Consider the following 12,643-nt stretch of genomic DNA (forward strand, 5'->3'; position numbering starts at 1 on the left):
TCCGTCCTGCGCGCGCAGGGGTGCCAGCCCCCCGCGCCGCCCGCAAGGGCAGGCGGTTGCACGGGCGGGGCCTCTCGCCTACATCCGGGGCATGAGCATACGACCGATCGTCCTGCACCCCGATCCGCGCCTCAAGGCCGTGGCCAAGCCCATTGTCGCCATCGACGACGCCCTGCGCCGGCTCGCCCAGGACATGCTGGAAACGATGTACGACGCGCCGGGCATCGGCCTTGCCGCGCCGCAGGTAGGGCAGATGATCCGGCTGATCGTCATGGACTGCGCCAAGGACAGGGAGACGCCGCGCCCGCTCGCGCTGGTCAACCCGGAGGTGGTCTGGCGGTCGGAGGAGGAGATCCCGCACGAGGAGGGATGCCTGTCGATCCCCGAGCACTTCGCCGAGGTGACACGCCCCGCCGAGGTGAAGGTGACCTGGACCGACCTCGATGGCACCCCCCGGCAGGAGCGGTTCACAGGCCTTTGGGCGGTCTGCGTACAGCACGAGATCGACCACCTGAACGGCAAGCTGTTCATCGATTACCTGGGGCCGATCAAGCGGGGGGTCATCACCCGCAAGATGGAGAAGCTGAAGCGCGACCTCGCCCGCGACAAGCCCGCGCCGAAGGGTCCCGAGGCCGCGCGGCTGTGATCCGCTCCATCCGGCAGGTGCCCGACACGGTGCTACGCGAGGTCTGCACGTCGGTGGCGACCTTCGACGGCGCCTTGCGCGAACTGGCCGAGGACATGCTGGCGACGATGTACGACGCGCCGGGCCGGGGCCTCGCCGCGCCGCAGGTGGGGGTGGCGCTGCGGATCTTCGTCATGGACGTGGCCTGGAGAGATGGCGCGCCCGCCCCGCAGGTCTTCGTCAACCCAGAGATCGTAGCGGCCTCGGCCGAGACGGTGACGCGCGAGGAGGGGTGCCTGTCGATCCCCGGCCGGACCTCCTTTGTAGCACGGTCCGCCGAGGTGGCTTTGCGCTGGCGCGGCATCGACGGGACGGCGCGGGAGGGGTCGTTCGACGGATTCGCTGCGACTTGCGTGCAGCACGAGATCGACCATCTGGACGGCATCCTTTGCACCGACTGGGAGAATGTCCCCACATGACCCGCGCCATCGTGCCTTGGCCGAACCCGATCCTCCGCACCCCGGCGCTGCCGGTGGACGATGTGACCGACCCGCTCCGTGCCCTGTGGGGCGAGATGGTGGACGTCATGGAGGCGATGCCGGGGGTTGGCCTCGCCGCGCCGCAGATCGGGGTGGGGCTGGCGCTGGCGGTCGTGGACGCCTCGGAGGCGCGCGGGCAGGCGGTGCGGATGGCGAACCCGGTGGTGCTGCACGCCAGCGGCCAGTTCCGGGAGCACGAGGAGGCCTCGCCTTGCCTGCCCGGTGTGTCGGCGATAATCCGGCGTCCGCGCGCGGTGACGGTGAGGTTCCTGGACGAACGAGGCGAGCTGGTGGAGCGGGACTTCGTCGGGCTCTGGGCCACGAGCGTTCAGCACCAGATCGACCATCTGGCCGGGCGGATGTATTTCGACCGGCTGAGCCGGGTGAAGCGCGACATGCTGATCCGAAAGGCGCGCAAGGGATGAGGATCGCCTTCCTTGGGACGCCGGAGTTCTCGGTCGCGCCCCTGCGGGCGCTGATCGAGGCCGGGCACGAGGTCGCCTGCGTCTATTGCCAGCCGCCGCGCCCTGCCGGACGGGGGCAGAAGGCGCGGCCCTCGCCCGTGCAGGCGGAGGCGGAGCGGCGGGGGCTGATGGTCCGGCACCCGACAAGTCTGCGGACGCCCGAGGCGCAGGCGGAGTTCGTGGCGTTGGGGCTCGATGTCGCGGTGGTGGTGGCCTACGGGCTGATCCTGCCGCAGGCGGTGCTGGACGCGCCGGCACAGGGGTGCCTGAACATCCATGCGTCGCTGCTGTCGCGCTGGCGGGGAGCCGCGCCGATCCACCGGGCGGTGATGGCAGGGGACGCCGAGACCGGCGTCTGCATCATGCAGATGGAGGCGGGGCTCGACACCGGGCCGGTGCTGCTGCGCGAGGCGGTGAGGATCGGGCCGACCGACACGACGGGCGACCTGCACGACCGGCTGAGCGGGCTGGGCGCGCGGCTGGTCGTGGAGGCGCTGGCTCGGCTGGGGACGCTGGAACCGGAGGTCCAGCCCGAGGAGGGCGTGACCTACGCCCGCAAGATCGACAAGGCCGAGGCGCGGATCGACTGGACCCGCCCCGCCGCCGAGGTGGACCGGCTGATCCGGGGGCTGTCGCCCGTTCCCGGCGCCTGGTGCGAAGCCGGAGGGGAACGGGTGAAGCTCCTGCGCTCGCGGCTGGCCGCTCGTTCGGGTGCGCCGGGCGAGGTGCTGGGCGGGCTGACGGTCGCCTGCGGAGAAGGGGCGGTGGAGGTGCTGGAGGTGCAGCGTGCCGGGGCCAAGGCGCTGCCCGTAGCCGAAGCGCTGCGGGGTTGGGACCCGGGAGCGCGGCTGGGGTAACGCTCCACGGGAATACGGTTCATTCGTAGGGTCCGCTTCAGCGCACCATGACGAGCAGGCTTTGGCTGGTGATGGTGCGCTGAAGCGCACATGACGAGTTGGGCAATGTGTCGGGCGGGCTTCCGCCCGCCAAGTCTCGCCAGTGGCGGGCGGAAGCCCGTCCCACGGAGTCTTATGACGCCTTCGCCTGCTTCGGCTTGAACGGCGCCATGCCGGCGCGGGCCAAGGCGTCGGCCCGCTCGTTCTCGACATGGCCGGCGTGGCCCTTGATCCAGCGCCACGTCACCTTGTGGCGGGAGGCAGCCTCTTCCAGCCGGCGCCAGAGGTCCTCGTTCTTGACGGGCTCGTTCGACGCGGTGCGCCAGCCGCGCCGCTTCCAGTTCGCCAGCCATTCGGTGATGCCGCCCTTCACGTAAGCCGAATCGGTGACGACGGTCAGGACGGAGGGCCGCTCCAGCGCCTCCAGGGCGTTGATGGCGGCCAAAAGCTCCATGCGGTTGTTGGTGGTCAGGGGCTCGCCTCCCATCAACTCCTTCTCGCGGACGACCTGATCGCCTTCGCGCGCGATGAGGAGGGCGCCCCAGCCGCCCGGCCCCGGGTTCCCGGAGCAGGCGCCGTCGGTGTAGGCGAAGAGGGCGGGCATGGCGGGCTCCTGGGTCCGGGGAGCCCGTGGCCTAGCCCGCCCCGCGCCGGGGCGCAACCGATCCGGTCAGACCGGGAAGTCGGCGGGAGCGACGCCGGCGGCCTCCAGGGCGCGGCGGACCTGCGCCACCTCGTCCTTCGAGAGGCCGTGGTTGCCGCCGTGCAGGCTGATGTGCTGCCCCGCCAGCGTGGCGGTGAAGCGGCCGTGGCCCGAATGGCCCACTTCGGCCCCAAGGTCGCGCAGCACCCGCTCCACGTCGGCGAGGTGCAGGTTCGAGGGGATCGGGTGGGCGAAGAGGCTGTGAAGGATCTTGCGGTGGCCGTGGTTCATCGGATGTCTCCCGTTGCTTCGGGACCATCTCCGCACGGGAGCGGGGGCGCAGCCTTGACCTGCATCAAGCAGACCGTGGTCGCGGCCGACCGTGGCCTCTCGGCCACGTCAGGGCAGGCCGGGGAGGAGGCAGAGCACGACCAGCGCAGTCAAGAGGAGGCGCAGGCGCAGCCACCAGGGCGGCGCGAGGCCGGCGGCTTGCGCGTGGCGGTCGAGCAGGAGGAGCGCCGCGAAGCCCAAAGCGAGCGCCAGGGTCGAGAAGCCGGAGAAGACCGCCCAGAGCGCGGGCAGCGTGGAGAGGGCGTAAAGGACGGCGGCGTGCCGCCCCGTCGCGCGGGTGGCGAAGCCCCAGATCACGCCCGACATGAAGCCGAGGATCACCGTCCCGTAGAGAAGGAGCAGCGTCCGTCCCGTGAAGCGCGGCCCCAGCAGGTCGAGCGACAGGTCGCCCAAAGCCGGGACCAGCACCGTCAGCGCGCCCCAGGTGAAGGGCAGGACCCCCGCAAGGCCTAGGAGGAGCGGCGCGCGCGGGATGCCGGTCATGTGCGCGGTCCGGTCACGCCGGCTCCCGCAGGATTCGGGGAACCTTGAACTCGATGTTCTCTTCGGCGGTGACGACGGGCCTCACCGTCACGTCGTGGCGCAGGCGGCAGGCGTCGATCACCTCATTGACCAGCTCTTCGGGCGCGGAGGCCCCGGCGGTGAGGCCAAGGGAGCGGACGCCCTCCAGCGCCCGCCAGTCGATCTCGGCAGCCGTCTGGATCAGTTGCGCGTAGGGGCAGCCGGCCTTGCGCGCGACCTCGACGAGGCGGCGCGAGTTGGAGGAGTTCGGCGCACCGACGACGAGGATCGCGTCGCAGGAAGGGGCCATGGCCTTGACCGCCATCTGGCGGTTGGTGGTCGCGTAGCAGATGTCCTCGCGCGCGGGGCCGCTAATCGCGGGGAAGCGCGCCTGCAACGCCGCCACGATGTCCGCCGTGTCATCCACCGAGAGCGTCGTCTGAGTCACGAAGGCGAGCCGATCCGGGTCCCGCACCTCGAGCCGCGCCACGTCCGCCACGTCCTCGACCAGCAACACCTCGCCGGGCGGGAGCTGACCCATGGTCCCCACCGTCTCCGGGTGGCCGGTATGGCCGATCATCACAAGTTGCAGCCCCTCCGCGTGGTGGCGCGCGGCCTCGATGTGGACCTTGGTCACCAGCGGGCAGGTGGCGTCCACCTGGATCATGTTGCGCGCCGCGGCCTCCTCGGGCACCGACCTCGCGACGCCGTGGGCCGAGAACACGATGGGCCGATCGGCGGGGGCCTCGTGGACCTCCTCGACGAAGACGGCACCCTTGGCGCGCAGGGCGTCCACCACGGTCCGGTTGTGGACGATCTCGTGCCGGACGTAGATGGGGGCGCCCCACTTCTCCAGCGCCAGCTCCACGATGCGGATGGCGCGATCCACCCCCGCGCAGAAACCGCGCGGGGCCGCGAGATGGAGCGTGAGCGGGGACCGGGTCATTCCTCGGCGGCGACAGGGGAGGCGCTGGGGGCGGTGGTCTCGGCCGGCTCGCGCGGGGCGAGGGTCCGGGTCGCCTCGGGGCGTGGCTCGCGCGGGGGACGTCCCACGACCTCGCGCAGGTCCTCCAGGTCGATGAAGTTGTCGGCCTGCCGGCGCAACTCGTCCGAGATCATCGGCGGCTGGCTGCGGATGGTGGAGCAGACCGAGACGCGCACGCCCTTGCGTTGAAGGGCCTCGACCAGCGGCTTGAAGTCGCCGTCGCCGGAGAAGAGCACCACGTGGTCCACGTGCGGCGCGAGTTCCAACGCATCCACGCAGAGCTCCACGTCCATGTTGCCCTTGACCTTCCGGCGGCCGAGCGAGTCGGTGTATTCCTTGGCGGGCTTGGTCCGCATCGTGAAGCCGTTGTAGTTCAGCCAGTCCACCAGCGGCCGGATGGGCGAATATTCCTCGTTCTCCAGCAGCGCGGTGTAGTAGAAGGCGCGGACGAGCTTGCCCCGGCGCATGAACTCGGACCGCAGGAGCTTGTAGTCGATGTCGAAGCCCAGGGCCTTGGCTGCGGCGTAGAGGTTGGAGCCGTCGATGAAGAGCGCCAGACGGTCGTCGCGGTAGAACATGGAATGCCTTTCGGTAATGCGCCGGAGCCGGCCTCACCGAAGCGGGCGGCGTGAATGGAGCCAAGATATGGAGGCGCGCGCGCGACGCAAGGGAGGGGCGGTGTGACCTTTGTGCAGGCCTTGGTGGCGCTGGGGGCCAACCTGACTTCGGACCGGGGCGGCCCGGTCGAAGCGGTGGCGGGGGCGCTGGCGGCCCTGGGCAAGCTGGGCCGGGCGGTAAGGCCAAGTCGGCTCTGGCAAAGTCCGTCTTGGCCGCCGGGCGGGCCGAGCTACGTCAATGCTGCCGCCGCGCTTGAGACGGAGCTGCGGCCCGAGGAGCTACTGGCCGGGCTCCATCGCATCGAGGCGACGTTCGGCCGCACCCGAGACGTGCGCTGGGGCGCGCGGACCCTGGATCTCGACCTGATCGCCTGGGGCGACGCGGTGCGGCCCGAGGCAGTCACGCAGGCGCTCTGGCGCGACCTGCCGCCCGAGCGGCAGGGCCGGGAGGCTCCCGACCGCCTCGTCCTGCCGCATCCCCGGATGCAGGATCGCGGTTTCGTGCTCGTGCCGCTGGCCGAGATCGCGCCCGACTGGCGGCACCCCTTGATTGGGCGCACGGTGCGGGAGATGCTGACGGCGCTGCCTTCCGCTGCGTTGGAGGGGATGGAGCCCCTGCCCGGCGGCTAGGGGCTGATTCGTGCTTGTCAACCGGCGCGCGACTGTCTAGCTAGGGGGCTTCCGAGGCCGGACCGCCGGACGTATCCGTGCGCCCGGCCCATCGCCATTTCGGGAGTGTGCTCAATGGCCCGCGTGACCGTCGAGGATTGCGTCGACAAGGTTCCCAACCGCTTCGAGCTCGTGATGCTCGCCGCCCACCGCGCGCGCGAGCTGGCCTCGGGCTCGCCGCTGACCATAGCCCGCGACAACGATAAGAACCCCGTCGTCGCGCTGCGCGAGATCGCCGAGGAGACCCAGCAGGCCGAGGACCTGCGCGAGCGGATGATTGCCGCCCACCAGACCCAGATCGAGGTGGACGAGCCCGAGGAGGACACCATGGCCCTCCTCATGGGCGCGGAGATGGACCGGCCCGTGCAGAACGACATGGACGAGGAACGGATGCTCCGCGCGCTGATGGAGGCGCAGGGCCAGCGCTGACCTTTCGGGTCCCGGCGCGCGGCGGGGGGACAAGATGCAGGATCAGGCTTTCGCAATGGCACCGGGCGCGGCGACGATCGCCACGCCCGACGACCTCGTGGCGCTCGTCAAGCGCTACAACCCCCGCTCCAACGAGGCGCTGATCCGCCGCGCCTGGGTCTTCGGCGAGAAGATGCACGAGGGGCAGACCCGCAAGAGCGGCGAGCCCTACTTCACCCATCCCATCGCCGTGGCCCGCATCCTGGCCGAGCAGCAGATGGACGATGCCACCATCGTGACGGCGCTGCTGCATGACACGGTGGAGGACACCAAGGCCTCGCGCGCGACCGTGGAGGCCGAGTTCGGCCCCGAGATCGCCGAACTGGTCGAGGGCGTCACCAACCTGACCAAGATGCAGATCCGGTCGGACGAGACGCGCCAGGCCGAGAACTTCCGCAAGCTGTTCATGGCCACGAGCCGCGACCTGCGGGTGACGTTGGTCAAGCTCGCCGACCGTCTGCACAACATGCGGACGATCAAGTCCATGCCGCCCGAGAAGCAGGCCCAGAAGGCTCGGGAGACCATGGACATCTATGCGCCTCTTGCCGGGCGCATGGGGATGCAGTGGATGCGCGAGGAACTGGAGGATCTCTCCTTCAAGGTTCTCATGCCCGAAGCGCGGCAATCGGTGATCCGTCGCTTCCTGACCTTGCAGGACGAGGCCGACACCGTCATCAACAAGATCGTGGAGGACATCCGCGAGTTGCTGGCGCGCGAGGGGATCGCCGCCAGCGTGACGGGTCGCGCGAAGAAGCCCTATTCGATCTGGCGCAAGCTGCAAACCAAGGACCAGGCCTTCTCGCGGCTGTCGGACATCTACGGGTTCCGGATCATCTGCGGCACGGCGGCCGACTGCTATCGCATCCTGGGCGTCATCCACCAGAAGTGGCGCGCGGTGCCGGGGCGCTTCAAGGACTACGTCAGCCAGCCCAAGTCGAACGGCTACCGCTCCATCCACACCATGGTGTCGGGCCGCGACGGCAAGCAGGTCGAGATCCAGATTCGCACCCAGGAGATGCACGAGGTCGCCGAGTCGGGCGTGGCCGCGCACTGGTCCTACAGGGATGGCGTCAGGTCCGAGAACCGCTTCGCCGTCGATCCGGTGCGCTGGATCGCCCAGATGACCGAGCGGTTCGAGGGCGGCGAGGACCACGACGAGTTCCTCGAGGCCGTGAAGCTGGAGATGTACCAGGACCAGGTGTTCTGCTTCACGCCCAAGGGCCACGTCATCCCCTTGCCCAAGGGCGCGACGCCCATCGACTTCGCCTATGCGATCCACACCCGCATCGGCTCGGCCTGCGTGGGGGCCAAGGTGGACGGGGTGCGGGTGCCGCTCTACTCGCGGCTGCGGAACGGCCAGATGGTCGAGATCATCACCGCCGAGGGTCAGACCCCGCAGGCGAGCTGGATCGGCATCGCCGTCACGGGTCGCGCGAAGTCGGCCATCCGGCGGGCGCTGCGCGAGGAGGACCGGGAGAGGTTCATCAAGCTCGGCGCGGAACTGGCCCGCGTCGCCTTCGAGAACGTGGGCAAGAAGGCCACCGACAAGGCGCTGCGGACCGCCGCCAAGGCGCTGGGGCTGGACGACGAGGACGATCTCCTCGCCCGCCTCGGCTCGGCCGAGATGACGGCGCGCGAGGTGGTGCGCGTGCTCTACCCCGACCTCGCCCGCCGCCCCGGCGAGGAGGTGGACGAGAAGAAGGCCGTCGTCGGCCTGGAGCCGGGGCAGGCCTATCGCCGCGCGCTCTGCTGCCAGCCGGTTCCGGGCGAGCGGATCGTCGGCATCACCCACCGGGGACAAGGCGTCGTCGTCCACGCCATCGATTGCCCGGCGCTGGTGGACTACGAGGAGCAGCCGGACCGCTGGCTCGACCTGCGCTGGCAGGAGGGGAACCACCGCGCGGTCAACACCGTGACGCTGGAGCTGACCATCTCCAACGGTCCCGGCGTGCTCGGGCGCATCTGCACCCTGATCGGGGAGCAGTCGGCCAACATCTCGGACCTCCAGTTCACCGACCGGAAGCCCGATTATTACCGCCTGCTGGTGGACGTGGACCTGCGGAACGCCGAGCACCTGCACCGCGTGATGACCGCGCTGGAGGCCGAGACCAACGTCTCCGCCGTTGCCCGCCACCGCGACCCCCGGCGGGCGACGATGACGCCGCCGCGCGGCTGAGGCGGCGCGGCGGTGGTCTTCCGGCGGCGCGACCGGCGGTCCCCCTGGCGCATGGCGGCCGAGGCCGTCTATCCGCGCGGCGGCTGGATGCGGGCGATCGAATACATCAAGCACCGCCTTCGCCGCCTGCCCGACAGCCCCGAGAAGATCGGGCGCGGCATGGCGGCGGGCGTGTTCATCAGCTTCACGCCTCTGTACGGGTTCCACTTCCTCGGCGGGCTGCTGATCGCCAAGCTGATCCGTGGCAACCTGCTGGCGTCGATGATCGGGACTTTCGTCAACAACTTCCTGACGCTTGTGCCCATCAGCGCCCTGGCGATGGGCTTGGGCACCTGGATGCTGGGCCATCCCCCGGACGCCGACCTCATGCGCGAGCTCGGACACCAGTTCAGCCAGGCGGGCCGGGACCTCTGGCACAACATTTGGTCCGTTTTCTCGCCTGAACGGATGGAATGGGACCACCTCCGCGTCTTCCTGCGGGCGGTGTTCCTGCCCTACCTCGTGGGTGGGATCGGGCCGGGGCTCGTGGTCGCGCTGGTCTTCTACTGGATCACCGTGCGGCTGGTCGGCGCCTATCAGGCGGGACGGCGCAAGGTGCTGGAGGAGAAGCTCGCGCAGCTCCGCAAGCCCCCTGGCGCGGGCGGGCCGGGGCGCTAGGGTGGCCCCGACTCGAACGGGGGATGCGATGAGCGAACGGCTGAGGCTCGGGGTCAACATCGACCATGTGGCGACCGTCAGGAACGCGCGGGGAACGGCCTTTCCCGACCCGGTGCGCGCGGCGCTGGTCGCGGAGGGCGCGGGCGCCGACGGCATCACCGCGCACCTGCGCGAGGATCGCCGCCACATCTCGGACCGCGACATCGAGCGGCTGATTGAGGCGCTGAGTAAGCCTCTCAACTTTGAGATGGCCGCCACCGAAGAGATGCAGGCCATCGCGCTCCTCCACCGCCCCCACGCGATCTGCGTCGTGCCCGAGCGGCGGGAGGAGCGCACGACGGAAGGAGGGCTCGACGTGGCGGGATCCGAGGACCGCATCGCCCGCTTCATCGCCCCCCTGCGCGACGCGGGCTCGCGCGTGTCGCTGTTCATCGGCGCGGACCCGGCCCAGGTGGACGCCGCCGCCCGCGTCGGCGCGGTGGTGGTCGAGATCCACACAGGGACTTATTGCGACGCCCACCATGAGGGGAGGCCCGAGGAGCGGAACGCCGAGCTGGACCGCATCGCGGCGGCGGCCAAGCAGGCGGCGGCGCTCGGGCTGGAGGTCCATGCCGGCCACGGCCTCACCTACGAGACGGTCGCCCCCATCGCCGCGATCCCCGAGATGCGGGAGCTGAACATCGGGCATTTCCTGATCGGCGAGGCGATCATGCAGGGCCTCGCCCCGGCCATCGCCGAGATGCGCCGCCGCATGGACGCGGCGCGCGGGCTCGGCTGAGGACGGGGCGGATGGCGCTCGCGCTCGCCCCTGGACCCGGCCGGGACCGCCCTCGGATGAGGCCCTTCGCCGTCCTCCTCTGGATTGCCCGCCGGCTCCCGCGGCTTGTCCTGCGGACCGCTTGGGCCATGGCGGTCCTGGCCTTCCTCCTCGGCACGACGCTGGCCTCCCTGGCGACGGCGCTGTCCCCGGTCCTGCTGGCGGCGGTGTCCGAGGCGGTGGAGGCGGTGCTTCCGGGGCGAAGCGCGGCCGCCCGGATCGAGGGGCTCCGCCGGGCGGAGCTGGCTGGCCTCCGCGAGGCGCAGGCCGACGAGTTCGCGGCCTTGGAGCGCCGCCACCGGGCGGAGCTCGACGGGCTGCGGCGGAGCCACGCCGACGACATGGCCGGCCTGAACCGGCGGGCAGCGGCGCAGGCCGACGAGATCGCGGCGCTCCGCTCCCGTGGCGCGGCGGTGCGCGGCGCCGTGGACCGGATCGTCGCCCGCTCGGTCCGGGTGCAGGCCGCCAACATCGGCTCCATGGCCGGCGAGGCGCTGCCGGTCCTGGGGGTCGCCGTGATCGCCGCGACCACAGCCTACGAGGTCAAGTCCACCTGCGACACGGTGGAGGACCTGATCGCGCTCGACCGCGTCTTCAACCCGGATCGGGAGATCGACCCGCGAGAGGTCTGCGGCCTTCCCGTGCCCACGGCGGACGAGGTCTGGGCCGCGGCCGCAAGCAGCCCGGCCAAGGTCTGGACTTCGATGAAGGAGACCTGGCCGGACAGCGTGCCCGATCCGGGCTGGCCCGCGTCGCTCGACTGGCTGTTCCCGCCGTCCAGGTCTATCGAGGGCTGGTTCTTCGGCAGGGAGCCGGCATGATCCTCGGCATCGGCACCGACCTGTGCAACATCGAGCGGATCGAGGGCACGCTCGCCCGCTTCGGCGATCGCTTCCGGGATCGCGTCTTCACCCAGACCGAGCTGGGCAAGGCCCGCTCGCGCCCCGGCGAGGCGGCGACGCTCGCCAAGCGCTGGGCGGCCAAGGAGGCCTGCTCCAAGGCGCTGGGAACGGGGCTCCGCATGGGGATATCCTGGCGCGACATGGCGGTGACGAACCTGCTCACCGGTCAGCCGGTCATGCGCGTCACCGGCTGGGCGGCGGAGCGGCTGGCCGGGATGACCCCGCCGGGGCACGAGGCGGTGATCCACGTCACGCTGACGGACGACCACCCCTGGGCGCAGGCCTTCGTCGTCATCGAGGCGCGGCCCCTGGCCGGGGGCTGATCCTGGCATCCGCGTGAGCGGCGGGGACGCGCCGGTTGACTTGGGGGGGCGGGGGCGTCAAGGAGGCCTCCGTCGCAAGGAGGCGTTGGGCCATGGCATTCGGACGGGACCGCCGCGCGGCGGCGCAGGAGGAGCGGAGCGCGCTCGGGAGCGTCTGGGAGACGGTCAAGACGGTCTTCTGGGCGCTTCTGATCGCCGGCGTGTTCCGCACGCTGTTCTTCCAGCCGTTCTGGATTCCCTCGGGCTCCATGAAGGACACGCTGCTGATCGGCGACTTCCTGTTCGTCAACAAGATGGCTTATGGCTACTCCTACGCCTCCTGCCCCTCGATCCCGCTGGGGGTCATTGGGCTCGACATCGGCGCGGACGACCTCTGCGGCTGGGCGGACGGCGACAACACGCGCATCTGGGGCGGGGAGCCGCAGCGCGGCGACGTGGTGGTGTTCCGCCATCCGGTGAACGGCACCGACTTCATCAAGCGGCTGGTCGGCCTCCCCGGCGACCGCATCCAGGTGCGGGACGGCGTGCTGAACATCGACGTGGGCGGCACGGGCACCTTCCAGCCCGTCGCCCTGGAGCCCGCCGGCCAGTTCCGCGAGACCTACGAGCCGCAGGGACCGCAGGGGCTCCGGCCCTCCTGCATCGGTGGCGCGCAGCCCGAGGGCGGCGAATGCCTGTCCGACCGCTGGCGCGAGACGCTGCCCGGCACGCCGCAGGCGGACGGCACCCTGTCGACGGGCGTGTCGCACGGCATCCTCGACATCGGCGACCTGCCGCAGGACAGCACCGGCGTCTACACCGTGCCCGCCGGCCACTTCTTCTTCATGGGCGACAACCGCGACAACTCGACCGACTCGCGGTTCGCGCAGCCGCAGGGCGTGGGCTTCGTGCCCTTCGAGAACCTCGTGGGCCGGGCCGACCGCATCATGTTCTCCTCGGCCGGGCGCTCCATGCTGGCCTTCTGGACCTGGCGGGCCGACCGCTTCTTCAGGGCGATCCAATAGGGACGG

At 70.8% G+C, this 12,643-nt stretch carries 17 protein-coding genes; 12 read left to right on the plus strand and 5 right to left on the minus strand.

Going from position 1 to position 12,643, the window contains the following annotated elements:
* Window positions 1-91: 91 nt before the first annotated feature.
* The 4 genes from def (J2Z33_RS12670) to fmt are packed head-to-tail and all read left to right on the plus strand — an operon-like array spanning window position 92 to window position 2,485.
* Window positions 92-646, plus strand: coding sequence for a peptide deformylase (gene def / locus J2Z33_RS12670; protein ID WP_209841598.1), 555 nt, complete (start codon window positions 92-94; stop codon window positions 644-646).
* Window positions 643-1,104: a peptide deformylase gene (def, locus tag J2Z33_RS12675; RefSeq protein ID WP_342454178.1), complete on the plus strand. Its 462-nt coding sequence runs from the start codon at window positions 643-645 to the stop codon at window positions 1,102-1,104. The genes def (J2Z33_RS12670) and def (J2Z33_RS12675) overlap by 4 nt, the downstream gene beginning before the upstream one ends.
* Complete coding sequence (gene def / locus J2Z33_RS12680; protein ID WP_209841599.1) at window positions 1,101-1,589, plus strand: peptide deformylase; 489 nt, start codon at window positions 1,101-1,103, stop codon at window positions 1,587-1,589. The genes def (J2Z33_RS12675) and def (J2Z33_RS12680) overlap by 4 nt, the downstream gene beginning before the upstream one ends.
* A complete protein-coding gene (gene fmt / locus J2Z33_RS12685; protein WP_209841600.1) occupies window positions 1,586-2,485 on the plus strand; it encodes a methionyl-tRNA formyltransferase in 900 nt (299 codons plus the stop codon). Before def (J2Z33_RS12680) ends, fmt begins: the two co-directional genes overlap by 4 nt.
* A 172-nt stretch (window positions 2,486-2,657) precedes the next feature.
* On the opposite strand, the gene rnhA is transcribed toward fmt, so the two are convergent.
* The 5 genes from rnhA to J2Z33_RS12710 all read right to left on the minus strand — a co-directional run bounded on the left by rnhA (window position 2,658) and on the right by J2Z33_RS12710 (window position 5,582).
* Window positions 2,658-3,128, minus strand: a complete 471-nt coding sequence (gene rnhA, locus J2Z33_RS12690; protein ID WP_209841602.1) for a ribonuclease HI — start codon at window positions 3,126-3,128, stop codon at window positions 2,658-2,660.
* A gap of 66 nt (window positions 3,129-3,194) precedes the next feature.
* Window positions 3,195-3,458 carry a hypothetical protein gene (locus J2Z33_RS12695; RefSeq protein WP_209841604.1) on the minus strand — a complete coding sequence of 88 codons (264 nt, stop codon included), beginning with the start codon at window positions 3,456-3,458 and terminating at the stop codon, window positions 3,195-3,197.
* Between the two features lie 108 nt (window positions 3,459-3,566).
* Window positions 3,567-4,001 carry a DUF3429 domain-containing protein gene (locus J2Z33_RS12700; RefSeq protein WP_209841606.1) on the minus strand — a complete coding sequence of 145 codons (435 nt, stop codon included), beginning with the start codon at window positions 3,999-4,001 and terminating at the stop codon, window positions 3,567-3,569.
* A 13-nt stretch (window positions 4,002-4,014) separates the two neighbouring features.
* A complete protein-coding gene (gene ispH / locus J2Z33_RS12705) occupies window positions 4,015-4,965 on the minus strand; it encodes a 4-hydroxy-3-methylbut-2-enyl diphosphate reductase (protein WP_209841608.1) in 951 nt (316 codons plus the stop codon).
* Window positions 4,962-5,582: a LabA-like NYN domain-containing protein gene (locus J2Z33_RS12710; protein WP_209841610.1), complete on the minus strand. Its 621-nt coding sequence runs from the start codon at window positions 5,580-5,582 to the stop codon at window positions 4,962-4,964. The genes ispH and J2Z33_RS12710 overlap by 4 nt, the downstream gene beginning before the upstream one ends.
* Window positions 5,583-5,684: 102 nt before the next feature.
* Between J2Z33_RS12710 and folK the strand changes: the two genes are divergently transcribed.
* From folK to lepB, 8 genes are all read left to right on the plus strand, one after another.
* Window positions 5,685-6,251: a 2-amino-4-hydroxy-6-hydroxymethyldihydropteridine diphosphokinase gene (folK, locus tag J2Z33_RS12715; protein WP_342454179.1), complete on the plus strand. Its 567-nt coding sequence runs from the start codon at window positions 5,685-5,687 to the stop codon at window positions 6,249-6,251.
* A gap of 114 nt (window positions 6,252-6,365) precedes the next feature.
* Window positions 6,366-6,719, plus strand: a complete 354-nt coding sequence (gene rpoZ / locus J2Z33_RS12720) for a DNA-directed RNA polymerase subunit omega (RefSeq protein WP_209841614.1) — start codon at window positions 6,366-6,368, stop codon at window positions 6,717-6,719.
* 55 nt (window positions 6,720-6,774) lie between these two features.
* A complete protein-coding gene (locus J2Z33_RS12725) occupies window positions 6,775-8,934 on the plus strand; it encodes a RelA/SpoT family protein (protein WP_245218828.1) in 2,160 nt (719 codons plus the stop codon).
* A 12-nt stretch (window positions 8,935-8,946) separates the two neighbouring features.
* Window positions 8,947-9,591: a DUF2062 domain-containing protein gene (locus J2Z33_RS12730; protein WP_209841616.1), complete on the plus strand. Its 645-nt coding sequence runs from the start codon at window positions 8,947-8,949 to the stop codon at window positions 9,589-9,591.
* 28 nt (window positions 9,592-9,619) lie between these two features.
* A complete protein-coding gene (locus J2Z33_RS12735) occupies window positions 9,620-10,369 on the plus strand; it encodes a pyridoxine 5'-phosphate synthase (protein ID WP_209841618.1) in 750 nt (249 codons plus the stop codon).
* A gap of 56 nt (window positions 10,370-10,425) precedes the next feature.
* On the plus strand, window positions 10,426-11,229 hold the full coding sequence (locus J2Z33_RS12740; RefSeq protein ID WP_209841620.1) for a hypothetical protein: 804 nt from the start codon (window positions 10,426-10,428) through the stop codon (window positions 11,227-11,229).
* Window positions 11,226-11,633 (plus strand): holo-ACP synthase, encoded by a 408-nt coding sequence (acpS, locus tag J2Z33_RS12745; protein WP_209841622.1) that lies wholly within the window; start codon window positions 11,226-11,228, stop codon window positions 11,631-11,633. The genes J2Z33_RS12740 and acpS overlap by 4 nt, the downstream gene beginning before the upstream one ends.
* Before the next feature lie 92 nt (window positions 11,634-11,725).
* Window positions 11,726-12,637: a signal peptidase I gene (gene lepB / locus J2Z33_RS12750; RefSeq protein WP_209841624.1), complete on the plus strand. Its 912-nt coding sequence runs from the start codon at window positions 11,726-11,728 to the stop codon at window positions 12,635-12,637.
* Window positions 12,638-12,643 lie beyond the last annotated feature (6 nt).

The sequence above is a fragment of the Rubellimicrobium aerolatum genome (assembly GCF_017872975.1).
Lineage (GTDB): Bacteria > Pseudomonadota > Alphaproteobacteria > Rhodobacterales > Rhodobacteraceae > Rubellimicrobium > Rubellimicrobium aerolatum.